Genomic DNA, 23884 nt, shown 5'->3' on the forward strand with positions numbered 1-23884 from the left:
GGTGAGCCGTGTGGAGGGCGCGGATGATCAGGACAGGAAAGGAGCCGGCATGGTCGCACCCGGGCTCTGAGGCCCGGGCGGGACGCCGGCAGCTACTTGAGCTGCTCATGGTGAGGACATCCTACGGAACGCTCCTCGACGTCGTACACAGCCGCGCCGCGGGCCACGCCCGGCGTCGCCCGAATTCCCCCCGCAAGCCTGGCCCGGCTCCCAAGGACGTTGTGCCACCCTGGGGCGCATGTCGATCAGTCATGGAGCCGGCGCGAGCACCGGCACGGGTCCCTCGTCGACCATGGTGCTCGTCGTCGAGGACGAGCCAGCGATCGCCCAGGCGGTGGCGCACCGCCTGTCAGCCGAGGGCTGGCGGGTGGAGACGGTCGGTGACGGCCATGCGGGTGTCGCGGCGGCGTCGCGGCTCAAGCCCGACGTGGTGGTGCTGGACGTGATGCTGCCCGGCATCGACGGCCTTGAGGTGTGCCGGCGGATCCAGGCGGAGCGCCCGGTGCCGGTGCTGATGCTGACCGCGCGCGACGATGAGACGGACATGCTCATCGGCCTGGGCGTGGGCGCCGACGACTACATGACCAAGCCGTTCTCGATGCGCGAGCTCGTGGCGCGGATCAAGGCGCTGCTGCGCCGCACCGAGCGCGCCGCGCGGGCGGCCGAGCTGATGAGCACGCAGTCGACGCCGGTGCCCGCCCTGGAGATCGGCGACGTGGTGGTGGACCGCGCGCAGCGCCGTGTGCACCGGGGCGGGGTCGAGGTGCACCTGACCCCGACGGAGTTCGACCTGCTGGTCGCGCTCGCGTCGAGCCCGCGCACCGTGTTGACGCGCGAGCGGCTGCTGGCCGAGGTGTGGGACTGGGTCGACGCGAGCGGCACCCGCACCGTCGACTCCCATGTCAAGGCGTTGCGCCGCAAGCTCGGCGCTGACCTGATCCGCACTGTGCACGGCGTCGGGTACGCGTTCGAGCCCTCGGAGCCGTCCGCGGCCGCCGAGGCCGACGTATGAGCCCTCGGCACGCCCGCAGGCTGCCGGACGTCCGTCCGCTCGACCGCCTCCGGTCGATCAAGATCAAGTTGGGCGTGCTCGTCGCCGCGACGGTGACGCTGGCCGCCTTCGTCACGTGGCTCGGCCTCAACAATCACCTGGGCCCGTCCCGCACGCTCCCGCTGGCGATCCTCGCGTCGCTCGTGGTGACGCAGCTGCTCGCGCGCGGGATGACGTCGCCGCTGCGGGAGATGACCGCCGCCGCCCAGGCCATGGCCGCGGGCGACTACTCGCAGCGCGTGCAGGCCACGAGTCGCGACGAGGTGGGGCAGCTCGCCTCGGCGTTCAACACGATGGCCGAGGACTTGGAGTCGGCGGACACGCTGCGCCGCGAGCTGGTCGCGAATGTCTCCCATGAGCTGCGCACGCCGGTGACGGCGTTGCAGGCCCAGCTCGAGAACATCGTCGACGGGGTGAGCGAGCCGGACGCCGCCACGCTGCAGGCCGCGCTGTCGCAGACCGAGCGGCTCGGCCGGCTCGTGACGTACCTCTTGGACCTGTCCCGCGTCGAGGCCGGCGCTGTGGGGCTGGACATCACCGACGTGCCGTTGCGCGACTTCCTGCTGGACGCCGCGGAGAGCGCTGCCCTGGTCGGGGCGGACAAGGGCCTGACCTTCCCGGTGGAGGTGACCCCGCCGGACCTGACGGTGCCCGCCGACACCGAGCGCCTGCACCAAGTGGTGGCGAACCTGTTGCACAACGCTGTGCGGCACTCCCCCGCGGGCGAGGAGGTGCGGCTGGTGGCGGTGCGCTCCGGGCAGGACGTGCGCATCGACGTGGTGGACCGGGGGCCGGGGATCGCGCGGGATCAGCGCACCCGGGTCTTCGATCGGTTCGCGCGCGGCAATATGCCGGCGACGACCGGGCAGATCTCGACGGGCGGCACGGGCCTGGGCTTGGCGATCGTGCGGTGGGCGGTGGACCTGCACGGCGGGACCATCGAGGTGGCCGACACCGAGGTCGGCTGCACGATGCGGCTGACGCTGCCGGCATATCGGACCTGAGGGCTGGCGCGCCCCTGACCTGGGGCCCGGCTGTTGATGATCTGTGAGAGTGGGGACTTGTTCTAGTCCAACTATTACAGTTAGGCTCACCGGCATGTCATCGACCGACGGCGTCATCGAGGTCGCCCACCTGTCCAAGTCGTTCGGCGCCGTCCGCGCCGTCGACGACCTCACCTTCCAGGTCCAGCCCGGGCGCGTGACCGGGTTCCTCGGCCCCAACGGAGCCGGCAAGACCACCACGCTGCGCATGCTGCTCGGCCTGGTGACCCCCACCAGCGGCTCCGCCACCATCGGCGGCAAGCCCTACCGCGAGCTCGACAAGCCGACGCGCACCGTCGGCGCCGCGCTCGAGGCCGCCAGCTTCCACCCCGGTCGCACCGCGCTCGACCACCTGCGCGTCTACGCCCCCCAGGCCGGGGTGCCCGACTCCCGCGCGTCCGAGGTGCTCGACCTCGTGGGCCTGTCCTTCGCGGCGGACCGCCGCGTCGGCGGCTTCTCGCTCGGCATGCGGCAGCGGCTCGGTCTGGCGACCACGCTGCTCGCCGACCCCCCGGTGCTGCTCCTCGACGAGCCCGCCAACGGGTTGGACCCCGAGGGGATCCGGTGGCTGCGCGTGTTCCTGCGCTCACTGGCCGCCCAGGGCCGCACCGTGCTCGTCTCCAGCCACGTGCTGTCCGAGGTCGAGCAGACGGTGGACGACGTCATCATCATCGCCCGCGGCCGGCTCGTGCACTCCTCCACCCTCGACGCCCTGGCGCGCCTCGCGCTGCCCAGGGTTCGGGTGGCCTCCCCACACGCCGACGGGCTCGCCGCCCTCGTCGCCCAGGCCGGCTGGGAGACGGCGCCCGCCGAGGCCCCGACGCCCGGTCGCGTCGAGCTGCTCGGCGTCGACGCCGCGACCGTCGGGGCCGCCGCGTTCGCCGCCCGCCTCGAGCTGTCCGAGCTCACCCCGCACGATCCCGGGCTCGAGTCGATCTTCCTCGACCTCACCTCCCCCGCCCAGGACGCCACGAACGGAGTCGCCCGATGAGGGCCGCGCTGACCACCGAGTACCGCAAGCTCGTCACCACCCGCCTGTGGTGGATCCTGCTCCTCGCGATGGCCCTGTACATGGCCTTCCTCGCCGCGGTGATGGCATGGACCCTCACGCAGGGCAATGAGATGTCCACGGCGGAGGGCGGTGTGGCGCTCACCGCCAACGAGCTCAGCCGCGTCGTCTACACGCTCGCGCCGTCCCTCGGCTACGTGTTCCCGCTGATCGTCGGCGCGCTCGCCATGACCAACGAGTTCCGCCACCAGACGATCACCCCCGCACTGCTCGCCGAGCCGCGCCGCACGGTCGTCCTCGGCGCGAAGCTCGTGTCGTCAGGCGTGTTCGGCCTCGCCTTCGGACTGGTGGGCACGCTCGCGACGGTCGGCGTGGGAGCCGGCGTCCTCGCGGCGCTCGGCGAGCAGACGTACCTGACGGACCCGGACGTGCTGCGCACCCTCGCACTGTCCGTCGTCGCGCTCGCGGTGTGGGCGGTGGTCGGCGTCGGGTTCGGCACGCTCCTGACCAACCAGGTCGCGGCCATCGTCGTCCTGCTCGCCTTCACCCAGTTCGTCGAGCCGGTGCTGCGCGTCGTCTTCGGATTCGTCTCCTGGGGCAAGGGCGTCGCCCCCTACCTCCCCGGAGCGGCAGGCGAGGCGATCGTCGGGTCCAGCTTCTACTCGGCCGGAGGCATCTCCGACCTGCTCGCGCCGTGGCAGGGCTTCCTGGTGCTGGTCGCCTACGCGTTGGTCTTCGCCGCGATCGGTCGGGCGACGACACTGCGCCGGGACATCACATGACCTGGAAAGACGCGGCGTCGACCCCTGCTTTGGGCAGCGTCGACGCTCACGTTGCCCGGCGTTGACCACCCGCGTGGCGGTGGGGTGACTCGCCTCCCAGACACGCCCTGCCGGTCTGACTTCCCAGGGTCCAGGCCGTAGTGTTGTCGTCAACAGAACCGGCGATGACGCGGCGACGCCGCGGCGGAAGTGGGCGAACCTCGCGTGTCCCAGAAGGCAGAGCCAGATTCGACGCGGGCCGATTTCGGCGCCAATGAATGGCTTGTTGACGAGCTCTACGAGCAGTATCTCCAGGACAAGAACGCGGTCGATCCCGCGTGGTGGGAGTTCTTCGAGGGCTACAAGCCCGAGGAGAAGCCCTCGGCCCCGGCCGACGGCGCCTCCGCGCCGGCTTCCGGGTCGAACGGGCGGGCGAAGCCTGCAGCCACCGAGCCCGCGCCCACCCCGCGACCGGCGGCCGCGGGCGACGAGCCGACCCCGGTGAGCACCACGGCGCCGATAGCGACCGCCCAGCCGGCGACCGCCCCGTACGCCGAGGTCGCCCCGGCGCGCCGCCTGGCCGCGGAGGCCCAGCCCACCGAGGACTCGGTGCAGAAGCTCCGCGGCCCGGCCGCGCGCGTCGTCACCAACATGGAGGCCTCCCTCGAGGTGCCGACGGCGACGTCGGTCCGCGCGATCCCGGCCAAGCTGATGGTCGACAACCGCATCGTCATCAACAACCACCTGGCACGCGGCCGGGGCGGGAAGATCTCGTTCACGCACCTCATCGGCTACGCGCTCGTCGAAGCGCTTGCCGACATGCCGGCCATGAACGCGGGCTACACCCAGCTCGACGGCAAGCCGGCCGTGCTGACCCCCGGACACGTGAACCTCGGGCTCGCGATCGACCTGGCCAAGCCCGACGGCACCCGGCAGCTCCTGGTGCCCAGCATCAAGAAAGCCGACACGCTCGACTTCGCGCACTTCTGGAGCGCGTACGAGGACGTGGTGCGCCGGGCGCGCGGCGGCAAGCTCACCGTCGAGGACTTCGCTGGGACGACGATCTCCCTGACGAACCCCGGCACCATCGGCACCGTGCACTCCGTGCCGCGCCTGATGGCCGGCCAGGGCGCCATCATCGGCGTCGGCGCCATGGACTACCCGGCCGAGTTCGCCGGGACGTCCGAGGAGCAGCTCAACCGGATGGGCATCTCCAAGACCATCACGATCACCTCGACGTACGACCACCGGATCATCCAGGGCGCCCAGTCCGGCGACTTCCTGCGCATCCTCGGCCAGAAGCTGCTCGGCGAGGACGGGTTCTACGACCGCGTGTTCGCCGCGCTGCGCGTGCCCTACGAGCCCGTGCGCTGGGTCCGCGACGTCTCGTCCGACCCGGACGCGGAGGCCATCAAGCCGGCCCGCATCGCCGAGCTGATCCACTCCTACCGCTCGCGCGGGCACCTCATGGCGGACACCGACCCGCTCGCCTACCGCCAGCGCAAGCACCCGGACCTGGACATCCAGACCCACGGCCTGACGCTGTGGGACCTGGACCGCACCTTCCCCACCGGCGGGTTCACCGGCAAGTCGCGCGCCAAGATGCGCGAGGTGCTCGGGCTGCTGCGCGACTCGTACTGCCGCTCCGTGGGCGTCGAGTACATGCACCTGCAGGACCCGCGGCAGCGCCGCTGGCTCCAGGAGCGGCTCGAGACGGGCTACGCCCGCACCCCGCGTGAGGACCAGCTGCGCATCCTGCGCCGCCTGAACGCGGCCGAGGCCTTCGAGACGTTCCTGCAGACCAAGTACGTCGGCCAGAAGCGCTTCTCACTCGAGGGCGGCGAGTCCGTCATCCCGCTGCTCGACGCCATCCTGTCCAAGGCCGCCGACAACGGGCTCGACGAGGTGGGCATCGGCATGGCCCACCGCGGCCGGCTCAACGTGCTCGCGAACATCGCCGGCAAGAGCTACGGGCAGATCTTCAGCGAGTTCGAGGGCAACCAGGACCCGAAGTCCGTGCAGGGCTCCGGCGACGTGAAGTACCACCTCGGCACTGAGGGCACCTTCACCGCCGAGTCGGGCGCCACCACGCGGGTGTACCTCGCGGCGAACCCCTCGCACCTCGAGGCAGTCGACCCGGTGCTCGAGGGCATCGTGCGCGCCAAGCAGGACCGCATCGACCTGGGCGGCGACGGCTTCTCCGTGCTGCCGATCCTCATCCACGGCGACGCGGCGTTCGCCGGGCAGGGCGTGGTCTTCGAGACGCTGAACCTGGCGCAGCTGCGCGGGTACCGCACCGGCGGCACCGTCCACGTCATCATCAACAACCAGGTCGGGTTCACCACCGGCCCGTCCTCGTCGCGCTCCTCGCAGTACGCGACCGACGTGGCCAAGGGCCTGCAGCTGCCGATCTTCCACGTCAACGGGGACGACCCCGAGGCCTGCGTGCGCGTCGCCGAGCTGGCGTTCGAGTACCGCGAGCAGTTCGGCCGCGACGTCATCATCGACATGCTCTGCTACCGCCGACGCGGCCACAACGAGGGCGACGACCCCTCGATGACGCAGCCGCTGATGTACAACCTCATCGAGGCCAAGCGCTCGGTGCGCAAGATCTACACCGAGACGCTCGTCTCCCGCGGCGACATCACCGTCGACGAGGCCGAGCAGGTGCTGCAGGACTACCAGAAGCAGCTCGAACGGGTCTTCACCGAGACCCGCGAGGGCGGCTACACCCCGCCGGCCGAGAGCGAGCCGATCGCCGGGCTCGAGCGGCCCGAGTCGCAGCTCGAGGACGCCGGCGTCATGGTCGGCTGGAAGACAGCCGTCGACGTGAGCGTGCTCGAGCGCATCGGACGCGCGCACATCCGCCCGCCCGAGGGCTTCACCGTCCACCCGAAGCTCGCCCAGCTCCTCGCCAAGCGCGAGCAGATGTCCCGCGAGGGCGGCATCGACTGGGGCTTCGGCGAGCTGCTGGCCTTCGGGTCGCTGCTGGTCGAGGGCACTCCGGTGCGCCTCGCCGGGCAGGACTCGCGACGCGGCACGTTCGTGCAGCGGCACGCCGTGATGCACGACCGCGAGACCGGCGCCGAGTGGACACCGCTGCTCTACCTCACGGCGGACCAGGCGAAGTTCTGGGTGTACGACTCCTCGCTCAGCGAGTACGCGGCCCTCGGCTTCGAATACGGCTACTCGGTGGAGCGGCCGGACGCGCTGGTGCTCTGGGAGGCGCAGTTCGGCGACTTCGTCAACGGCGCCCAGACCGTCATCGACGAGTTCATCTCCTCCGCCGAGCAGAAGTGGGGCCAGCGGTCGTCCGTCGTGCTGCTGCTCCCCCACGGCTACGAGGGCCAGGGGCCCGACCACTCGTCGGCGCGCATCGAGCGGTTCCTGCAGATGTGCGCGGAGGAGAACCTCACCGTCGCGCAGCCGTCGACGCCCGCGTCGTACTTCCACCTGCTGCGCCGCCAGGCCTACGCCCGTCCGCGCCGCCCGCTGGTCGTCTTCACCCCGAAGTCGATGCTGCGGCTCAAGGCGGCCTCGTCGGACGTCTCCGAGTTCACCTCCGGCACGTTCCTGCCGGTGATCGCCGACGAGCTGGCCACCGCGAAGGCCGGCCAGGTCGACCGGGTGCTGCTGTGCTCGGGCAAGGTCTACTGGGACCTGCTCGCGCAGCGCGTGAAGACCGGTGACGAGCGCACCGCGATCGTCCGGCTCGAGCAGCTCTACCCGCTCGACGAGGACGGGCTGCGCGAGGCGATCGCGCCGTTCGGCGACGCGGAACTGGTGTGGGTCCAGGACGAGCCCGAGAACCAGGGCCCGTGGACGCACGTGTCGATGAACATGCCGCAGCTCGTCGGGCGCTCGATCCGGGTCGTCTCGCGGCCCGCGTCGGCCTCCCCCGCCACCGGCTCGGCGAAGAAGCACCAGGCCGAGCAGGCCCAGCTGCTGGAAGACGCGTTCGCGCGCTGACCGGCGGTCGCTGACCTGACGACGGACGCCCTGCCCCATCTCGGGGTGGGGCGTCCGTCGTCATGAGGCCCGTTGTCCACAGCGAGAGATCATGGGTGACCGAGATGTCGGGTTCTCGCTAGGTTCACACGCATGCCCCCGCCGCTGCGCCCGCGCCCCTTCGCCCGCGACGAGCCGAGGCGTCGTCCCTCGTGCGCGGGTGTAGCCGCACTCGTCTTGGCCACAACGCTCGGGCTCGCCGGGTGCACACAGGCCGACGAGAGGCCGAGGGCTGAGCCCACGGCGACCGGCGCCGCCGCCACGCCCAGCCTGACGCCCGCCCCGAGCCCGACCCGCTCGGCCCCGCCCGCGCGCCCCGCCGCGATGACCGACGCCACCGTCGACGGCGCGGTCGCTGCCGCGACGTACTTCATCTCGCTCTACCCGTACGTCTACAACACCGGCGACCTCGCGGAGTGGAACGCGCTCAGCCACCCCGAGTGCATCTTCTGTGCGAGCGTCGTTGACGGCGTGGAGGAGATGCACAACCGCGGGAATCACTCAGTGGGCGCCGAAATGGTCGTCGCGAACGCCAGCGCAGTCGAACTGAACCCGGGGCACTCGTTCACGGTGCAAGCCACCCTGTCGCAAGGCCCGACCACTGAGATCGACGCCACAGGAGCCGTGGTGTCGCAGACCTCCGCAACGCAGACCTCCGACGCGAAAATCGTCATGTTCTGGGAGGGGGACGAGTGGCTCGTGCGTGCTCTCGAGACCTCGGACTCCGATGGGTAACGCCCTGGCTGTTGTCGTGACGGCCTTAGTCCTCGCGGTGGCGACCCCGTCCCCGGCCCCGTCACCTCCTCCATCCCACTCGTTGAAGGCGACCTTGGGCGACAATGCAGCTCAAGTCGAGGCCAGGCAATCGGCGATGGGCCTGGCGGCCTGGGAAGCGGCGAAGGCCGCGGCTGATCCCGCTGCGGTGCTGACGGAGTACAAGCGCATGGAGCAGTGCGAGGTGGCCGGGCAGGTCTACCCCGCCGAGACAGCTCCCTGCCCACCAGCCGACGGCGCCGTCCCGCTACCCGACTGCGGCGGATACCCACCGCTGCTGCACCTGTGGCGGCACACCCGCCCCACCGCCGACGACCCCTGGGGCCCCTGGGCCAAGGTCGCCGACGCGTCCTGCCCCCAAGACGTCCTGCCCGCGTTCACCGCCGAGGACTTCCGCCGCCTCCCCCTGGCCCCCACCACCACACGCCTGCACCCCGACGACCCGAACCTGCTCACCGGCCTCGGCGTCGTGGTCACCGCCACCCCCACCACCCAAGAACTCACCACCACACTCCTGGGCTTCCCCATCACCGTGCGCGCCACCCCCGCCCACTACACCTGGGACTTCGGCGACACCACCCCACCGGTGACCACCACCAACCCCGGCGAACCCTTCCCCACCACCGGACAGGTCCGCGCCGGCACCTTCCCCACCGGCGTCATCGGCCACCCCTACCCCCACCTGGGCACCTACACCATCACCCTCACCACCACCTGGACCGGCGAGTACCAGATCGCCGGCACCACCACCTGGCACCCCATCACCGGCACCGCCACCACCACCACAACCCACCCCCCAGTCACCATCCACGAATCCCGCTCCCACCTCGTCGCCGACACCTGCCACGACAACCCCACAGCACCCGGCTGCTGATCGATCACGGGCCAGCAGTGGCGTCTGAGACGCGACCTGGCATCCACCTGACCGGTGGAGCGGCAGACGACGGGGCGGGCCCGTTAGGCGGGCGTCGTCGCGGCGATGGCGTGCTCGCGCGGCGCACTGCGCGTCGTGCCAGCGAACGTTCGGCGGTAGGCCACGGGGCTGGTGCCCAGCAGACGTGCGAAGTGGTGGCGCAGCACCGCTGCCGTGCCGAGGCCGCTGCGGCGGGCGACCTCCTCGACGCTGGCGTCGGTCCGCTCAAGCAGCTCCTGTGCGCGCGCCACGCGCTGGCGGGTGACCCAGGCGGCGGGGGTTGCTCCCGTCTCGGCCCGGAAGCGCCGGGCGAAGGTCCGCTCGGACATGAGCGCGTGGCTGGCGAGCACTGGCACTGAGAGGTCCGCGTCCAGGCGCTCCTGCATCCAGGCGAGCAGCGGGGCGAGGGTGTCGGCGTCGGGCGGGAGCGGCGTCTCGACGTACTGGGCCTGCCCGCCGTCCCGGTGGGGCGCGACCACCATGCGCCGGGCGACGGCTGCCGCTGCGGCTGCGCCGAGCTCACGCCGGACCAGGTGCAGGCATGCGTCGATGCCGGCGGCTGTGCCGGCGCTGGTGATCACGCGGTCGTCCTCGACGTACAGCACTGCCGGGTCGACCATCGCTGTGGGGTGCCGGTGGGCGAGCTCCTCGGTGTACATCCAGTGGGTGGTGCAGCGTTTGCCGTCGAGCAGCCCGGCGGCGCCGAGGGCGAAGGCCCCGCTGCACACGCTCAGCACCCAGGCGCCCCGGGCGTGGGCTTCGCGCAGCGCGTCGAGCACCTGCGGCGGTGGCGTGGACGCGGCGTCGTAGGCGGGCATGACCACCAGGTCGGCGTGCGCCGCAGCCTCTAGGCCGTGCTCGACGACGATGCTCATGCCGATCTTGGTGGGCACGACGCCAGGCTCGATCCCGCACACGGTGAGGTCGAAGCATGGGCCGCCGGTGTCGCTGCGGTCGATGCCGAACACTTCGCACACCACGCCCAGCTCGAACGGGGCGACGCCGGGAAGCACGATGGCCGTGACTGTGCGCAGCATCTTCCCAGTGTCGACCCGCTTTGGCAGGAACTCAACGGGAACCAGCATTTCCGCCACTGGTGGCAGGATTCTCACGAGTGGAGACTTTCTGCCATGGACATTCTGTGGATCATCCTGGGGCTGGCCGCCCTCATCGCATTGCTCGTGGCCCTGGCACAGCAGGTCCGTCGGGATGGGTACGGATCGACGCCTCCGCCCGCCTCCCACGCCTCCACTCCCGCCGTCGACACGACGCGTGGAACGCCCTACTTCTGACCTGTTCGCCCCGGCGCACCCCGGCGCGCTCCACGATCGTGGTCGCGCCGCGCCCGCAGATCATCCCGTGCGGCAGTGCCCCGCCTGAGACACTGGGCCCCGGACGCGCGCGTCCCTGGAGCCCGCAGGCGCCAGGTGCGCGCACACGAGATGGGCTGGAGTGATGAGTGTGGGCGAGCAGCCGCTGCGCCTCGCGGTGGTCGGCGACGAGCTGGCAGCCGGCGTCGGCGACCCGAAGGGCCTCGGATGGGTCGGTCGCGTGACGGCCCGCACCCCCACCGCCGCGCCGCCGGCCGTCCTCACGCTCGCAGTTCCCGGCGAGACCAGCACCGCGCTCGGCGCCCGCTGGGAGGAGGAGGCCGACCGCCGGTTCGCCTCCGACGCGGACAACCGCCTCGTCATCGGCCTGGGCCGCGCGGACATCGGCGCCGGGCTGTCACTGGCCCGCAGCCGCCTCAACCTCGCCAACATCCTCGACATCGCGGAGCAGCGACGCATCCCCGCGTTCGTCGTGGGCCCGCCGCCCGGACGCGCCGCCGACGCGGACCGGCTCGCCGACCTCTCGGCCGCCTACGCCGACGTCGCGACCCGCCGCCGCGTGCCCTACGTCGACACCTTCACCCCGCTCGCCGCGCACGAGCAGTGGCTCGCCGACATGGCGTCGGGTGACGGCCTGCTCCCCGGCCAGGCCGGCTACGGCCTGATGGCGTGGCTGGTGCTGCACACCGGCTGGCACACCTGGCTCGGCCTGCCCGACGACACCGTCTGAGCGCTCAGCGCAGCGTCGACCGGACCGCCGCCAGGGCGCTGTCCAGCACCGTCCGCACTGTCTCGACAGTGAGCGGGCCCACCGCCGCGCGGGCGTCGGCCTGCCGCAGATCGGCCCGGACGTCGTCACGGAACCGCTGCAGCATGGCCTCGACCTCGACGCGATGGGCATGTGACGCGTGCCGGGCCGACTGCTCGTCCACCCTCGGCCCGTCAGCCCGGTGATCGTCGCGGCTGGCAGGCCGCTCGGGTGTGGAGGCTCCATCGGGCCGGGGGGCGCTGCTCGCCCTGGCCTCCTGCGCCGCCGCGGCCAGTTCCGCGCGCAGTCCCGCCATCGAGTCACGCACGTCGGCCCGCACCTGCGCGGCGAGGTCGCGCACTGTTCCGGCCAGGTCCTGCTCGAGCTGCGCGAGCTCCTCCCGGCGGCGCCCCAACTCCTCACGGCCCGCGTCGGTCAGCGCGTAGGTGCCCTTGCGCCCCTCGTCGGAGCGCGCCACCAGACCCTCGTCCTCGAGCCGGGCCAGGCGGGGGTAGATGGTGCCCGGGCTCGGCCGGTAGACGCCGCCGAACCGCTCGGAGAGCGCGCGGATGATCTCGTACCCGTGCGCGCTCCCCTGCTCCAGCAGCGCGAGCAGGTACAGCCGCAGTTGCCCGTGGGCGAACACCGGCGCCATCAGTGGCCCTGGGCCGGGCCGCGCAGGACTGTCAGGTGGCCGGAGACCGTGGAGCAGGAGATGAAGCAGTATCCCTCGGCGGGCAGGTCGACCTTCGTCTGGCTGGGACCCGATCCGGAGTGCTGCCTGCCGTCCACCACGACGCGGCCGGTGACGCTGCGCGCCTCGACCCTCAGTCCGCGCTCCTGCGGCAGCCGCACCGTGACGTGGCCGGCGACGGTCGAGGCGGTGAGCGCGCTGGACGTCGAGGAGACGTCCAGCGACACGTCGCCCCCGACGGTGTTGGCCACGGCCCGGGTCAGGTCGCCGGAGGCTGTCAGGTCTCCGCTGACGCTGTTGAACCGCAGGTCGCCGATGTGGTTGCGGACCACCACGTCACCCGAGACCGAGCGCGCGGTGAGCGCGCCGCGGGTCCGGTCGGTGACCAGGCCGCCGGAGACCGTCGAGACGGCGGCGTCTTGCTGGACGCCTGCCAGCAGCCCCTCGGCGCCGACGGTGCCGAGCCGGACCGCCACGTCCTGGGGGACGGCGATGTGCACGTCGACGGAGTCGTTGTCCCCGAAGGTGCGGAACTTGTCGACGAAGGAGTCCCAGCCACCGAGCGTGAAGCTGTACCCGACTTGCAGCTCGCCCTGCGCCAGAGACACCTCGAGCGGGCGCCCGGCCACTGAGTGCACCTCGACGCGCACCCCGCGGGCGTCGGGGTCGGTGTGGGCCACGACATCGACGCGCCCGCGGACGACCTGCACGCGCAGGCGGGCGACGTCGTCGACGTCGATGATCTGGGGGCCGGTGACGACCCAGGACTCGGTGGCCATGACTTCCTCCGGGGGATCGAGATATATCGCGTCTTGAGACACGTTATATCGCGTTCACCCCGGCCCACAAGAGCCCGATCGCGTCAGGAGACGAGCAAACCCGCCGCGCGCAGCTCCACCGTGAGGTCCTGCGGGTTCGTCGCCACCGCGCACGCGTCGTCATACGTGATCGCGTCGTCGCGGATGAGCTGGAGCAGATGCTGGTCGAAGGTCTGCATCTTGTAGTAGTCGCCCTCGCGGATGAGGTCGAGCAGCGGCGGGTTGTCCATCGGCTCCAAGATCGTCTCGGCCGTGCGCCCCGTGTTGACCATCACCTCGACGGCCGGTCGGCGGCCATTGCCATCAGCGTTGCGCACCAGCCGCTGCGAGACGATCCCGCGCAGCGCCTGCGCGAGGGCCACCCGCACCTGCTTCTGCTCATGCGGGGGGAAGAAGTCGACGATGCGGTTGATCGTCTCGGGCGCGTCGATGGTGTGCAGCGTCGAGAGCACCAGGTGGCCCGTCTCCGCCGCCGACAGCGCCGCGCGCACCGTCTCGACGTCGCGCATCTCCCCCACCAGGATCACGTCCGGGTCCTGGCGCATCGCCGCGCGCAGCGCCACGGCGAAATCGGCGGTGTCCTGTCGCACCTCGCGCTGCGAGATGATCGACTTCTTGTCCTGGTGGAGCACCTCGATGGGGTCCTCGATGGTCACGATGTTGACCTCGCGCGTGGTGTTGATGAGGTCCACCATCGACGCCAGCGTCGTCGTCTTGCCCGAGCCCGTGGGCCCGGTCACCAGCACCAGCCCACGCGGCTCCAGGGCCAGATCCCCCACGATCTCCGGCAGGCCCAAGTCCGCCACGGACTGCGCGCCGACGGAGACCCGCCGGAACACCATCCCGAAGGTGCCGCGCGCCTGGTAGGCGTTGGCGCGGAACCGGCCGACACCGGGCACCGAGTAGGCGAAGTCCGCCTCATGGGTGCGCCGGAACGAGTCGACCAGATCCTCGGGGAGCACCTCGGAGAGCATCAGCTCGGTGTCCTTCGGCTTCAGGTCCCGCACCTGCAGCCGGCGCAGGCGCCCATCGACCCGCACGCGGGGCGGCGATCCGACCTTCACATGCAGGTCGGAGCCACCCGTGCTGGCCAAGGCGTGCAGGAACGGGATGACGGACAGCGGCTGGTCGCTCACCCCTCACTCATCGGAGGACAGAGGGCCCGACTTGAGATCCAGCGAGGGCCCGGCGCCCCGGCGCCGCCAGATGTGGGAGCATGGACCCGAATCCGGCGCGCATCACGGGCGCCAGTACGTGAGGAGATCCCATGAGCAAGCGCGGACGCAAGCGTCGGGCCCGCAAGGGCAACGCCGCGAACCACGGCAACCGTCCCAACGCCTGAGGCGTTGTGGCCGGAACGTCGGCAGACATGACACAGGCCCGGTGCGACTCGCACCGGGCCTGTTGTCGTCATGCGCCAGCTGGCCGCCCCGCTGGGCGGGCCGTCACGGACGGCGCATGCGCAGGAACGTCATCTGCTCTTCTATACGGACCCGCAGCTCAGTAGGGGCCTCCTCCTGGCAGCACCGACGCACCAGCCGCTTCACCACGACCTCGACGTCGAACTCCTCCAGGCAGGGCCGGCACTCCTCGAGGTGCGCGCGGACCCGCTGCTGGTCCGGGGCCTCGAGCTCGGAGTCGAGGTACTCGAACAACCGGTCGAGCGCCTCGTCGCAGCCCTCCGCGCACCCCTCATCGCGCAACTTCAGCGGATCGACCGCCGGCATGACCGGCTCCGACGATGATGGCTCCCACACGCTCATCGCGTCCCCTTCGGTCCCGTGGACGACGCGCCGACAAGACCCCGACCGCGGGCGTAGTCGGCCAGCAGGTCACGCAACTGGGCTCGGCCACGATGCAGCCGGGACATCACCGTCCCGATCGGCGTGCCCATGATCTCGGCGATCTCCTTGTAGGCGAAGCCCTCGACGTCGGCCAGGTACACGGCGATCCGGAAGTCCTCCGGCAGCCGCGCCAGCGCGTCCTTCACATCCGAGTCCGGCAGGCGGTCCAACGCCTCCGCCTCAGCCGAGCGCAGCCCCGTCGACGTGTGCGACGCGGCCCGGTGGATCTGCCAGTCCTCCACGTCCTCAGACGCCGACTGCAAGGGCTCGCGCTGCTTCTTGCGGTAGGTGTTGATGAACGTGTTCGTGAGGATCCGGTACAGCCACGCCTTGAGGTTCGTGCCGGGGCGGTACTGGTGGAACGCGGCGAACGCCTTCGCGAAGGTCTCCTGCACCAGGTCCTCCGCGTCGGAGGGGTTGCGCGTCATCCGCAGGGCAGCGCCGTAGAGCTGGTCCAGGTAGACCAGCGCATCCGTCTCGAAACGCGCGTTGCGGGCCGCGTCGCCCTCGGCGTCGGGCGCCCGGTGGGTGTCTTCGCTCATCACGTCCGAGCCTAGCCCCGCCCGCTGAGACGGGCGCGCAGCCTCCATGAGCGCCATCTCCCCCTGGGGGACGCTCGTCTCGGGTGGCCTGGTGGCGAGGGCGCAACTCATGTCGGGCACAACACGCCGACGTGCACGGGGATTCCCGAGGGCGCTGGGACGCCCGTCCGACTAGCGTGCAGGCATGACTGACTCGACCTTCGTGAAGTTGCTCCGTGACCAGATCGGGCACGAGTTCGACGCCCATCAGCAGTACGTGGCCATCGCCGTGTGGTTCGACGGGCAGGACCTGCCCCAGCTCGCGCGCCACTACTACCGACAGGCGCTCGAGGAGCGCAACCACGCGATGATGATCGTGCAGTACCTGCTCGACCGGGACCTGCCCGTCGCGATCCCCGCCGGGAGCGCTGTCCGCAACGACTTCGACTCCGTGCTCGAGCCCATCACGCTCGCACTGGCCCAGGAGAAGCAGGTCACCGCGCAGATCGAGGCCATCTTCCGGGCGGCGCGCGAAGAGGGCGACGCCCTCGGCGAGCAGTTCCTGCTGTGGTTCCTCAAGGAGCAGGTCGAGGAGGTCGCCTCCGCGTCGACGCTGCGCACCGTCGCCGAGCGCGCCGGGGAGAACCTCTTCGACCTGGAGAACTACGTCGCGCGCGAGCAGATCGGCGACGGCGGCGAGTCCGCCGACGCGCCCGCGGCGGCCGGCGGCGCCATCTAGCCGGCAGCACCCCACACCCGCCCCACCGACAGGAGGACCCGATGCTGCTCCGCAAGGTCGCCCGCCCGATGTTCGCCACGTGGTTCGTCAGCGAGGGGCTGGACGCGGTCCGCCACCCCTCCGCGCACACGGCCGTCGCCGCCGGGGCCCTCGCCTCGGCGATAGGCCGCGTGCCGAGGGGCGCCCTCGGCGGGTCCCTCGACGCGCTGCGCGAGCCCAGCCACCGGCAGATCACCACGCTGGTGCAGGCCCACGGCGTCGCGACGGCGGTCGCGGGCGTGGCGCTCGCCGCAGGCAAGGCGCCGCGTACTGCGGCCCTCGTCCTCGCGGGGCTCACCGCCCCCCTCGTGGTGGCGAACCTGCCCGACAAGAAGCGCGAGCCGGTGAGCGCCGACGAGCGGCGGGAGCGGCGCCGCCGGCTCATCCGATCGCTCGCGTTCACCGGTGGCGCGCTGCTCGTCGGGATCGACCACGAGGGGCGCCCGGGCATCGCCTGGCGGGTCGGGCAGGCGCGCGAGCGCAGGGTCGCGGCAGCCGCCGACGTCGCGGGCTCGGCGAAAGAGCATGCCGCGGCGGCGGTCCGCACCGTCACGACCACCGCGAAGGACGCGGCCCGCTCGCTGCCGCACTGAGCCTTCCGCACAGCGCCCGGCGTGCGGCCCTCGTCGTCGCACGCCGGACGCCCGGGCCCGTTCGACGGCGGGCCAGATAGCCTGGGCGCATGACTGCCTCGCACGATCTTGCGCCCGCCGCCGACCCCGTCGACGACGCGTGGGACGCGCCCACCGCCTCCGGTCCCCTCGACGCGACCGTCGAGGTGCCCGGCTCGAAGTCGCTCACCAACCGGTACCTCGTGCTCGCTGCGCTGGCCGACGGCCCTGGCCGGCTGCGCGGCGCCCTGCGCTCGCGCGACACGCTGCTGATGGCCCAGGCGCTGCGCGCCCTCGGCGTGCGCATCGAGGACGACGGCCAGGACTGGGCCGTCGACCCCGCCCAGCTCAGCGGGTCCACCGACGTCGAGTGCGGCCTGGCCGGGACCGTGATGCGCTTCGTCCCGCCGATCGCCGCGCTCGCGAGCGGCCCGGTGCGGTTCGACGGCGACGCGGGCGCCCGCATGCGTCCCATGGCGCCGGTGCTCGACGCCCTGCGGGCGCTCGGGGTGCGCGTGGACGACCACGGCGCCCCCGGCTGTCTGCCGTTCACCGTGGTGGGCGAGGGCGCCGTGCAGGGCGGCTACGTGGAGGTCGACGCCTCCGGGTCGAGCCAGTTCGTCTCCGGGCTGCTGCTCGCTGGCGCGCGATTCCAGCGCGGGCTGACCCTGCGGCACATCGGGGCCACGCTGCCGAGCGTGCCGCACATCGAGATGACCGTCGCGCTGCTCCGCGACGCCGGGGCCACCGTCGACGACTCGACGCCCGCCGTGTGGCGCGTCGAGCCCGGGCCCATCGCAGCGCGGGATGTGCGCGTCGAGCCCGACCTGTCGAACGCGGCGCCGTTCCTGTGCGCGGCGCTCGTCGCCGGCGGCGTCGTGCGGGTGCCCGGCTGGCCCGCCTCGACCACGCAGCCCGGCGGGCTGCTGCCCGGCATCCTCGAGCAGATGGGCGCGCAGACCAGCCTGGACGGCGACGTCCTGACGGTGCGCGGCACAGGCGCCGTGCGCGGTGTCGACCTCGACCTGCACGCCGCCGGGGAGATCGCGCCGACCATCGCCGCGCTCGCCGCCCTCGCTGACTCGCCGACCCGGCTGCGGGGCATCGCGCACCTGCGCGGCCACGAGACGAACCGGCTGGCGGCGCTGACCACGGAGGTCAACCGGCTCGGCGGCCAGGTCGAGGAGACCGAGGACGGCCTGGACATCACCCCGCGTCCCCTGCACAGCGGCACGGTGCAGACCTACGCCGATCACCGCATGGCCACCGCTGGCGCCCTGCTCGGCCTCGCTGTCCCCGGCGTGCGCGTGCAGGACGTCGCCACCACCTCGAAGACACTGCCCGACTTCGTCGGGATGTGGGACGGGATGCTCGCATGAGCGCAGCCTCGACCCCTCCCTGTGGAGGCCGCTGAGCGTGGCACGCCGGCCGCTCGACGAGTCCGATGTCCGCATCCGCCCCGGACGCCGGGGCTCCCGGCCGCGCACCAAGACGCGCCCGGAGCACGCCGACGCCGAGTCGGCCCTCGTCACCGGGGTCGACCGCGGCCGGTACACCGTGCTGGTGGACGCGGGCTCCCCGCAGGAGCGCCGGGCCATCGCGATGAAGGCCCGTGAGCTCGGCCGCGACCGCGTGGTCCCGGGCGACCGCGTCGACCTGGTGGGCGACACGTCGGGCGCCGACGGGTCGCTGGCCCGCATCGTCCGGATCACCGAGCGCACCACGGTGCTGCGCCGCACCGCCGACGACACCGACCCCGTGGAGCGGGTCATCGTCGCGAACGCCGACCAGCTCGTGATCGTCACGGCGCTCGCCGACCCCGAGCCCCGCACCCGCATGATCGACCGCTGCGTCGCCGCCGCGTACGACGCCGGCATGGACGCGCTGCTCGCGCTCACCAAAGCCGACCTCGCCGACTCGGCCGAGCTCGTCGCGATGTACGAGCCCATCGGGGTCAAGGTGGTCGTCACCAGCCGCTCCGACGGCGACATCCATGGGCTCGACCTGCTCCGCGAGGCGCTCGCCGGGCGCACCTCGGTGCTCGTCGGGCACTCGGGCGTCGGCAAGTCGACGCTCGTCAACGCGCTGGTGCCGGACGCGTACCGGGCCGTCGGCGTCGTCAACGACGTGACCGGCCGGGGCCGCCACACCTCGACGTCCGCCGTCGCCCTGCGGGTCCCCGAGCCGGCCGGGACGCCGGCCACGTGGGTCATCGACACGCCCGGCGTCCGCTCCTTCGGGCTGGCGCACGTCACCCCCGAGAACCTGCTGCGCGCCTTCGCCGACCTGTCCGAGGTCGCGCAGGAGTGCCCGCGGGGCTGCACGCACACCGCCGACGCGCCCGACTGCGCCCTCGACGAGTGGGTCGCGGCGGCCCCCGACGACACTGTGCGGGCCGCCCGCGCCGCCCGTCTCGGCTCGTTCCGGCGGCTCCTCGCGAGCCGCACGGGCACCCTCGACGCCGACACCCGCGGCGCCGACAGCGACACCTCGGGCTCGGCCCCGTGAGCGCGGGCGCCGTCTCGCTGGTGCGATCCGAGGCCGGTAGCGGCCCGCGCCCCGCTACGGTGTGCCCATGAGCCTGCGCCCCGGGTACGACGACGACCTGCGCCTCGCGCACGTGATGGCCGACCAGGTCGACTCCGTGACGATGTCCCGTTTCAAGGCGCTGGACCTGCGCGTGGACACCAAGCCCGACCTGACCCCGGTGTCCGACGCCGACCGCACCGCGGAAGAGGTCATCCGCACGCAGCTCAGCCGGGCCCGGTCACGCGACGCCGTGCACGGCGAGGAGATGCCCGACACCGGCCACGGGCCGCGGCGCTGGGTGGTCGACCCGATCGACGGCACCAAGAACTTCGTCCGCGGCGTGCCCGTGTGGGCGACCCTCATCGCGCTGATCGACAACGACGAGGTCGTGATCGGCGTGGTCAGCGCACCCGCCCTCGGCCGCCGCTGGTGGGCCGCGAAGGACTCCGGCGCCTGGACGGGCCGCTCACTGGCCTCCGCCACCCGGATGCGGGTCTCCGCCGTGAGCGAGCTCAAGGACGCGTCGTTCTCCTACTCCAGCCTCAGCGGCTGGGAGGAGCAGGGCCGGCTCGACAGCTTCCTCGACCTGACCCGCACCGTGTGGCGCACCCGCGCCTACGGGGACTTCTGGTCGCATGTGCTCGTCGGCGAGGGCGCCGTGGACTTCTCCGCCGAGCCGGAGCTCGCCCTGCACGACATGGCGGCCCTGGTGCCGATCATCACCGAGGCGGGTGGCCGGTTCACGTCGATCGACGGTGTGCCGGGCCCGTTCGGCGGCTCCGCGCTCGTGTCGAACGGGCTGCTGCACGACGCGGCGCTCGACGCGCTGAGCCCGCGGGGCTGACGCGCTGCTCCGCGCGAGAGCGTGGGGGCTCAGCGCGGGATGCCGCCGAGCTCGGTCACGTCGTACCAGAGCAGGTCACGCTCGGCGAGGCGCTCGATGGCGCCCTCGTCACCGGTGACGGCGAGGGCCAGGTCGGCGGCGGCGTCGGGCTCGTCCACATGCCCGCAGGCGACCGCCGCCAGCGGGACCGGCGAACGCAGCTCCACGAGGCTCGGCGCCACGCCGTCGTCGCCCACCGGCGAGACATCGGCATCGGGCACATCGGCGGAGAGCACGAGGCGAAACTGCGGGGCGTGCGGACGTCCGGCGACGAGCAGCAGCGCGTCATCCGCCGCGGCGAGCTGCGCGGCGTACTCGAGCTCCTCCTCGTCCTCCTCGGGCAGCGCGGCGCGCAGCGCGGGCGTCACCGCGTGCACACGCCGCGCCCCCAGCACGGGCTGCCCGCCGTCTGCGGGGTCGTCAAGCTCGTCGAGGGTCGCTGGGAGGTAGATACGCACCCCCCTAGTGTGCCCGGCGGCGCGGCTCAGGCCTTCGCGAGGCGCGCCGCGACCGCGACCGCGTCGATCTCGTTCGTCACTGTCTGCTCCTGCGAGCCGGACTGAGACGCCTTGCGCGGGCCGCCCGAGACGCGCCCGGCCAGCCCGGTGAGCGCCCGCCGCACCGCCGAGCCGGGCACGATCTCGTGCAGGAGCCGCGCGTCGAGCAGCGCCGCGTCCAGCGCCGACGGGTCGTCCGGGACCAGGTGCGGGTCGACGATGCCCGCGTACCGGGCGAGGGCCTCGGCGATGGCCTCCCCCGGCCGTGGCCCCGCGACGCCGGGCCGCACGCGGTTGACGACGACGGTGCGCCGCCCGGTCGCGCCCAACTCAGTCAACTCCGCCAGTGCGCGGACGAGTCGCTGCACCCCGATGGGGTCGGCGCCGCCGACCACCACGACCTCGTCCGCGTCGTGCAGCGCGGACAGCGTCGCCGCGTTGCGCCGTGGCGCGCGGGTGTCATAGCTGAGCACCTCGTCCTGCTCCACGCAGAACCCGCAATCGACGACTGTCCAGTCGGTCAGCGCGCGTGCGACGGTCCACACCACGTCGAGCGACGTCCCGGGCAACTCGGGCCACCGGTCGGCGCGCGAGATGCCGGACAGCACCCGCAGCCCTGGGGCCAGCAGCGGAGAGAGCCGGGCCAGCGCCTGGACGTCGAGCACGCCCTGGCCGGCGGCCCGCGCCGCCGCCGCGAGCCCTGGCGCCTCGTCGAGCAGCCCGACGGCCTGTGACACAGTCCCGCCATAGGTGTCCGCGTCGACCAGCAGCGCCGTCCGGCCCAGCACGGCGAGCTCGGCGGCGAGGTTCATCGCGACTGTGGTGCGACCAGGCGCCCCGGTGGCCCCCCAGACGGCGATGAGGCGGCCAGGCTCCCGCGCGGGGGTGGCCGCACCAGCGGCAGCGCCCTCCAGCCCTGCGGACGCGAACGGGGCTGCTGACGCGGCATGGCCTCCAGGCCGTTCGGCGCCCACTGCGGCGAGGGGCGACTCGAGGACGGCCACCACGTCGCGCACCAGCGCGGCGGCGCCCGCGGCGTCCTCGGGGGTGTCGACCACCAGCCCCACCCCAAAAGCGGTGATCCGCTCCGCCGCCCACCGCGAGCCCGCGTCCGCGACGCCCACGACGCGCACGCCGCACCGGTGCAGGGTCGCGACCGCCTCGCGGTCGAGCTGCGGCAAGTCTGCTGAGACGACGGCGACGCGGCCCAGACCCGCCTCCGCCGCTGCCAGCAGCTCGGCGAGGTCCGCGCAGCGCCGCGTGACGCTCAGCCTCCCCCCGGCGGCCTCCATCGCCTGCACGATCTGTGACTCCGCGCTCCCCCGGACCGCGCAGAGCACGCCGACCGCCACCGTCAGCCCCCGGTCCCGGGGACGTGCATGATCTGCACCGTGCCCGCGCCCGTCACGGCGGCGAGCACCGCCGGCAGCTCGTCCTGGGGGACGAGGACCTGCACCACGCTGGACCCGCCTGTGGTGAACGCCCCGTCGGGTCGCGTGACCTCGGCCACCACCAGCCCCTCGGCCAACGGCTTCGGCAGGGCCGGCGCTGTGGCGCCATCAGCCTGGCGGACGGGCTCCGGCACCTCCCACAGGTCGACCTGGGAACCTGCCACCACGTCCTGTGACAGCCGCTGGTCCACGGGGACGGCGAGCGGGCGCACGTCCAGGTCGCCCGCGGCGCCCACGGCGGAGCGCGGGAGGATCTCGCCGGCCTCCACGACCCGCACGGCCACCGCGCGGTCCGGGACCCCGTCCGCGACGGTGAGGTACCGGTCCAGCTCGCCGGGGCCGAGGCGCACCTGGGCGACTCCGAGGCCGTCGGCGGCCAGCTCGCTGCCGGGGGTGATCGTGCCGCGCGCGACGTAGACGTCCACGGTGCGCTGGGCGTCCTGCACCACCCAGGAGCCCAGGGCCACCGAGCCTGCCACCATCGCGAGGCCGGCGAGCAGGCGCGGGTCGCGCCAGCCGGGCCTGCGCAACCGGCTCACCGGCGGCGCCGGCAGCTCAAGCACAGACGTGTCCATCCCGACTCCCTCTGCTGGCTGTCTTCCTCTGCTGGCTGTCTTCGGTGCGACGTTGAGCGGAGCATCCATCCGCTCTGCTGGGCTCGTCGCGATGCCCATCATGCCGACAAGCGGGCAGGAAGAGGACATCCCCGTCACAGCCTTGTGCACAACGGCTCCCGCGTGCGCGTGCGTGCCACACTGCGAACATGGCTCCCAGGTTCCTCACGCTCGCCGACGTGACCGAGGTGCTGAACATCTCAGCAGCCCAGGCGTACGCCCTGGTGCGCTCGGGCGAGCTCCCCGCGATCCAGATCGGCGGCCGCCTGCAGTGGCGCGTCGAGGCGCAGGAGCTCGAGCGGTACATCGAGCGCATGTACGCGCAGACGCGCGCGCGCATCGAGACGGACGCGGGCCAGCAGGTCGACATCCCGCACTGAGGCCGACACCCCGCGCTCAGCGGCTCACCGCGACCGCACGGCGCAGAGGGCCGCGAACGGCACGGCGACAAGCCCACCGCGTCGGGCCACCTCGCCATGCCCGACGGAGAGGTCGAGGTGGTCGGCGCCCACGCGTTCGATGCGCCCCGTGAGCTCGGCGCCGTCCACCTCCACCTGAACGAGCACACGGTCGCGCGCGAGCGCCCGCAACGCGTGCCCCAGCGTGAGCCGCCCCTCCACCACACCGGGCCCCGGCGCCACGGACCGGGTGAGTCCCGCGACCACGACGACAGCCGCCAGCGGGATGAGCGCCTGCCGGCCATGCGCCCCGAGGAGCAGCCACTGCGGGGCCGCGTCGAGGACGCGCCCCTCGGCGACCGTCCCGCCGCGCAGGCGCACTGACAGATGGGCGCCGAGGGCGTCGCGCAGGCGGTCGCTGATCACGACAGTCGCCCGTTCCGCCCGGGTCAGCTCGGCGACCTGCGCGTCGAGCTCTGCGGCGCTCTGGGCGGCGAACTGGGCCTCGAGGTCGGCGAACAGGGCTTCCCAACGCATCTGGACACCGTAAGGGCGGATCGTGTCGAGTTGTCCACTTCCGGCGCGATGTCTGGATCTTGCGGCTCCGA

General features: G+C 72.6%; 26 protein-coding genes. 16 read left to right on the top strand and 10 right to left on the bottom strand.

Translation table 11 applies throughout. The features are described 5' to 3' along the window. Positions 1–238: 238 nt before the first annotated feature. The 7 genes from QUV83_RS03455 (at position 239) to QUV83_RS03485 (ending at position 9520) form a co-directional block, all read left to right on the top strand. Positions 239–1012, top strand: coding sequence for a response regulator transcription factor (locus tag QUV83_RS03455; RefSeq protein WP_289562661.1), 774 nt, complete (start codon positions 239–241; stop codon positions 1010–1012). Further along, a complete protein-coding gene (locus tag QUV83_RS03460) occupies positions 1009–2055 on the top strand; it encodes a sensor histidine kinase (RefSeq protein ID WP_289562663.1) in 1047 nt (348 codons plus the stop codon). The genes QUV83_RS03455 and QUV83_RS03460 overlap by 4 nt, the downstream gene beginning before the upstream one ends. A gap of 94 nt (positions 2056–2149) precedes the next feature. Next, positions 2150–3085 carry an ABC transporter ATP-binding protein gene (locus QUV83_RS03465; protein ID WP_289562665.1) on the top strand — a complete coding sequence of 312 codons (936 nt, stop codon included), beginning with the start codon at positions 2150–2152 and terminating at the stop codon, positions 3083–3085. Beyond that, on the top strand, positions 3082–3885 hold the full coding sequence (locus tag QUV83_RS03470; RefSeq protein ID WP_289562667.1) for an ABC transporter permease: 804 nt from the start codon (positions 3082–3084) through the stop codon (positions 3883–3885). Before QUV83_RS03465 ends, QUV83_RS03470 begins: the two co-directional genes overlap by 4 nt. 204 nt (positions 3886–4089) lie before the next feature. Beyond that, positions 4090–7833 (top strand): multifunctional oxoglutarate decarboxylase/oxoglutarate dehydrogenase thiamine pyrophosphate-binding subunit/dihydrolipoyllysine-residue succinyltransferase subunit, encoded by a 3744-nt coding sequence (locus QUV83_RS03475; RefSeq protein ID WP_289562669.1) that lies wholly within the window; start codon positions 4090–4092, stop codon positions 7831–7833. A 132-nt stretch (positions 7834–7965) separates the two neighbouring features. Then, a complete protein-coding gene (locus tag QUV83_RS03480) occupies positions 7966–8607 on the top strand; it encodes a DUF6318 family protein (RefSeq protein ID WP_289562671.1) in 642 nt (213 codons plus the stop codon). A gap of 136 nt (positions 8608–8743) precedes the next feature. Then, a complete protein-coding gene (locus QUV83_RS03485) occupies positions 8744–9520 on the top strand; it encodes a hypothetical protein (protein WP_289562673.1) in 777 nt (258 codons plus the stop codon). An 83-nt stretch (positions 9521–9603) separates the two neighbouring features. On the opposite strand, the gene QUV83_RS03490 is transcribed toward QUV83_RS03485, so the two are convergent. Further along, on the bottom strand, positions 9604–10596 hold the full coding sequence (locus tag QUV83_RS03490) for a GlxA family transcriptional regulator (protein WP_289562674.1): 993 nt from the start codon (positions 10594–10596) through the stop codon (positions 9604–9606). Between the two features lie 93 nt (positions 10597–10689). Between QUV83_RS03490 and QUV83_RS03495 the strand changes: the two genes are divergently transcribed. Beyond that, the gene (locus QUV83_RS03495; RefSeq protein ID WP_289562676.1) at positions 10690–10851 is read left to right on the top strand and encodes a hypothetical protein; all 162 of its coding nucleotides are present in this window, start codon (positions 10690–10692) and stop codon (positions 10849–10851) included. 163 nt (positions 10852–11014) lie between these two features. Next, positions 11015–11620, top strand: a complete 606-nt coding sequence (locus QUV83_RS03500) for a GDSL-type esterase/lipase family protein (protein WP_289562678.1) — start codon at positions 11015–11017, stop codon at positions 11618–11620. 4 nt (positions 11621–11624) lie between these two features. Here the strand turns inward: QUV83_RS03500 and QUV83_RS03505 are convergent, their stop codons facing one another. The 3 genes from QUV83_RS03505 to QUV83_RS03515 form a co-directional block, all read right to left on the bottom strand. Continuing rightward, positions 11625–12293, bottom strand: coding sequence for a PadR family transcriptional regulator (locus tag QUV83_RS03505; RefSeq protein WP_289562680.1), 669 nt, complete (start codon positions 12291–12293; stop codon positions 11625–11627). Next, on the bottom strand, positions 12293–13111 hold the full coding sequence (locus QUV83_RS03510; RefSeq protein WP_289562682.1) for a DUF4097 family beta strand repeat-containing protein: 819 nt from the start codon (positions 13109–13111) through the stop codon (positions 12293–12295). Before QUV83_RS03510 ends, QUV83_RS03505 begins: the two co-directional genes overlap by 1 nt. Before the next feature lie 83 nt (positions 13112–13194). After that, positions 13195–14286, bottom strand: a complete 1092-nt coding sequence (locus QUV83_RS03515; protein WP_289562684.1) for a type IV pilus twitching motility protein PilT — start codon at positions 14284–14286, stop codon at positions 13195–13197. 131 nt (positions 14287–14417) lie between these two features. Here QUV83_RS03515 and QUV83_RS17690 point away from each other — a divergent pair, with 131 nt between their 5' ends. Then, entirely contained in the window at positions 14418–14492 is a 75-nt protein-coding gene (locus tag QUV83_RS17690) for a 50S ribosomal protein bL37 (RefSeq protein WP_372456374.1), read from the top strand. Positions 14493–14595: 103 nt separating this feature from the next. On the opposite strand, the gene rsrA is transcribed toward QUV83_RS17690, so the two are convergent. Continuing rightward, positions 14596–14877, bottom strand: a complete 282-nt coding sequence (gene rsrA, locus QUV83_RS03520) for a mycothiol system anti-sigma-R factor (protein WP_289562686.1) — start codon at positions 14875–14877, stop codon at positions 14596–14598. A 32-nt stretch (positions 14878–14909) separates the two neighbouring features. Next, positions 14910–15593 carry a sigma-70 family RNA polymerase sigma factor gene (locus QUV83_RS03525; RefSeq protein WP_436231878.1) on the bottom strand — a complete coding sequence of 228 codons (684 nt, stop codon included), beginning with the start codon at positions 15591–15593 and terminating at the stop codon, positions 14910–14912. A 127-nt stretch (positions 15594–15720) separates the two neighbouring features. Between QUV83_RS03525 and QUV83_RS03530 the strand changes: the two genes are divergently transcribed. The 5 genes from QUV83_RS03530 (at position 15721) to QUV83_RS03550 (ending at position 20277) form a co-directional block, all read left to right on the top strand. Then, positions 15721–16254 (top strand): ferritin, encoded by a 534-nt coding sequence (locus QUV83_RS03530; protein WP_289562687.1) that lies wholly within the window; start codon positions 15721–15723, stop codon positions 16252–16254. A gap of 41 nt (positions 16255–16295) precedes the next feature. Next, the gene (locus QUV83_RS03535; protein WP_289562689.1) at positions 16296–16886 is read left to right on the top strand and encodes a DoxX family protein; all 591 of its coding nucleotides are present in this window, start codon (positions 16296–16298) and stop codon (positions 16884–16886) included. Positions 16887–16975: 89 nt separating this feature from the next. Then, complete coding sequence (gene aroA, locus QUV83_RS03540; RefSeq protein ID WP_289562691.1) at positions 16976–18283, top strand: 3-phosphoshikimate 1-carboxyvinyltransferase; 1308 nt, start codon at positions 16976–16978, stop codon at positions 18281–18283. 37 nt (positions 18284–18320) lie between these two features. Then, complete coding sequence (gene rsgA, locus QUV83_RS03545; RefSeq protein WP_289562693.1) at positions 18321–19412, top strand: ribosome small subunit-dependent GTPase A; 1092 nt, start codon at positions 18321–18323, stop codon at positions 19410–19412. Between the two features lie 67 nt (positions 19413–19479). Further along, complete coding sequence (locus tag QUV83_RS03550) at positions 19480–20277, top strand: inositol monophosphatase family protein (protein WP_289562695.1); 798 nt, start codon at positions 19480–19482, stop codon at positions 20275–20277. Between the two features lie 29 nt (positions 20278–20306). Here the strand turns inward: QUV83_RS03550 and QUV83_RS03555 are convergent, their stop codons facing one another. The 3 genes from QUV83_RS03555 to QUV83_RS03565 form a co-directional block, all read right to left on the bottom strand. After that, a complete protein-coding gene (locus QUV83_RS03555) occupies positions 20307–20774 on the bottom strand; it encodes a DUF6912 family protein (protein WP_289562697.1) in 468 nt (155 codons plus the stop codon). 26 nt (positions 20775–20800) lie between these two features. Then, a complete protein-coding gene (locus tag QUV83_RS03560) occupies positions 20801–22105 on the bottom strand; it encodes an AAA family ATPase (RefSeq protein WP_289562699.1) in 1305 nt (434 codons plus the stop codon). Positions 22106–22167: 62 nt separating this feature from the next. Beyond that, the gene (locus tag QUV83_RS03565; RefSeq protein WP_289562700.1) at positions 22168–22839 is read right to left on the bottom strand and encodes a hypothetical protein; all 672 of its coding nucleotides are present in this window, start codon (positions 22837–22839) and stop codon (positions 22168–22170) included. Between the two features lie 188 nt (positions 22840–23027). Between QUV83_RS03565 and QUV83_RS03570 the strand changes: the two genes are divergently transcribed. Continuing rightward, a complete protein-coding gene (locus QUV83_RS03570) occupies positions 23028–23258 on the top strand; it encodes a helix-turn-helix domain-containing protein (RefSeq protein WP_289562702.1) in 231 nt (76 codons plus the stop codon). 24 nt (positions 23259–23282) lie between these two features. Here the strand turns inward: QUV83_RS03570 and QUV83_RS03575 are convergent, their stop codons facing one another. After that, the gene (locus tag QUV83_RS03575) at positions 23283–23813 is read right to left on the bottom strand and encodes a hypothetical protein (protein WP_289562703.1); all 531 of its coding nucleotides are present in this window, start codon (positions 23811–23813) and stop codon (positions 23283–23285) included. Positions 23814–23884: the final 71 nt, after the last annotated feature.

Source organism: Cellulomonas cellasea (genome assembly GCF_030372105.1).
In the GTDB taxonomy this organism is placed as follows: domain Bacteria; phylum Actinomycetota; class Actinomycetes; order Actinomycetales; family Cellulomonadaceae; genus Cellulomonas_A; species Cellulomonas_A cellasea_A.

Bases quoted from the DNA above. Each gene is read 5' to 3' on its own strand.
- QUV83_RS03455 (WP_289562661.1), top strand. From the start codon at position 239: ATGTCGATCAGTCATGGAGCCGGCGCGAGCACCGGCACGGGTCCCTCG.
- QUV83_RS03460 (WP_289562663.1), top strand. From the start codon at position 1,009: ATGAGCCCTCGGCACGCCCGCAGGCTGCCGGACGTCCGTCCGCTCGAC.
- QUV83_RS03465 (WP_289562665.1), top strand. From the start codon at position 2,150: ATGTCATCGACCGACGGCGTCATCGAGGTCGCCCACCTGTCCAAGTCG.
- QUV83_RS03470 (WP_289562667.1), top strand. From the start codon at position 3,082: ATGAGGGCCGCGCTGACCACCGAGTACCGCAAGCTCGTCACCACCCGC.
- QUV83_RS03480 (WP_289562671.1), top strand. From the start codon at position 7,966: ATGCCCCCGCCGCTGCGCCCGCGCCCCTTCGCCCGCGACGAGCCGAGG.
- QUV83_RS03485 (WP_289562673.1), top strand. From the start codon at position 8,744: ATGGGCCTGGCGGCCTGGGAAGCGGCGAAGGCCGCGGCTGATCCCGCT.
- QUV83_RS03490 (WP_289562674.1), bottom strand. From the start codon at position 10,596: ATGCTGCGCACAGTCACGGCCATCGTGCTTCCCGGCGTCGCCCCGTTC.
- QUV83_RS03495 (WP_289562676.1), top strand. From the start codon at position 10,690: ATGGACATTCTGTGGATCATCCTGGGGCTGGCCGCCCTCATCGCATTG.
- QUV83_RS03500 (WP_289562678.1), top strand. From the start codon at position 11,015: ATGAGTGTGGGCGAGCAGCCGCTGCGCCTCGCGGTGGTCGGCGACGAG.
- QUV83_RS03505 (WP_289562680.1), bottom strand. From the start codon at position 12,293: ATGGCGCCGGTGTTCGCCCACGGGCAACTGCGGCTGTACCTGCTCGCG.
- QUV83_RS03510 (WP_289562682.1), bottom strand. From the start codon at position 13,111: ATGGCCACCGAGTCCTGGGTCGTCACCGGCCCCCAGATCATCGACGTC.
- rsrA (WP_289562686.1), bottom strand. From the start codon at position 14,877: ATGCCGGCGGTCGATCCGCTGAAGTTGCGCGATGAGGGGTGCGCGGAG.
- QUV83_RS03525 (WP_436231878.1), bottom strand. From the start codon at position 15,593: ATGGCGCTCATGGAGGCTGCGCGCCCGTCTCAGCGGGCGGGGCTAGGC.
- QUV83_RS03530 (WP_289562687.1), top strand. From the start codon at position 15,721: ATGACTGACTCGACCTTCGTGAAGTTGCTCCGTGACCAGATCGGGCAC.
- QUV83_RS03535 (WP_289562689.1), top strand. From the start codon at position 16,296: ATGCTGCTCCGCAAGGTCGCCCGCCCGATGTTCGCCACGTGGTTCGTC.
- aroA (WP_289562691.1), top strand. From the start codon at position 16,976: ATGACTGCCTCGCACGATCTTGCGCCCGCCGCCGACCCCGTCGACGAC.
- QUV83_RS03550 (WP_289562695.1), top strand. From the start codon at position 19,480: ATGAGCCTGCGCCCCGGGTACGACGACGACCTGCGCCTCGCGCACGTG.
- QUV83_RS03560 (WP_289562699.1), bottom strand. From the start codon at position 22,105: ATGGAGGCCGCCGGGGGGAGGCTGAGCGTCACGCGGCGCTGCGCGGAC.
- QUV83_RS03565 (WP_289562700.1), bottom strand. From the start codon at position 22,839: ATGGACACGTCTGTGCTTGAGCTGCCGGCGCCGCCGGTGAGCCGGTTG.
- QUV83_RS03570 (WP_289562702.1), top strand. From the start codon at position 23,028: ATGGCTCCCAGGTTCCTCACGCTCGCCGACGTGACCGAGGTGCTGAAC.
- QUV83_RS03575 (WP_289562703.1), bottom strand. From the start codon at position 23,813: ATGCGTTGGGAAGCCCTGTTCGCCGACCTCGAGGCCCAGTTCGCCGCC.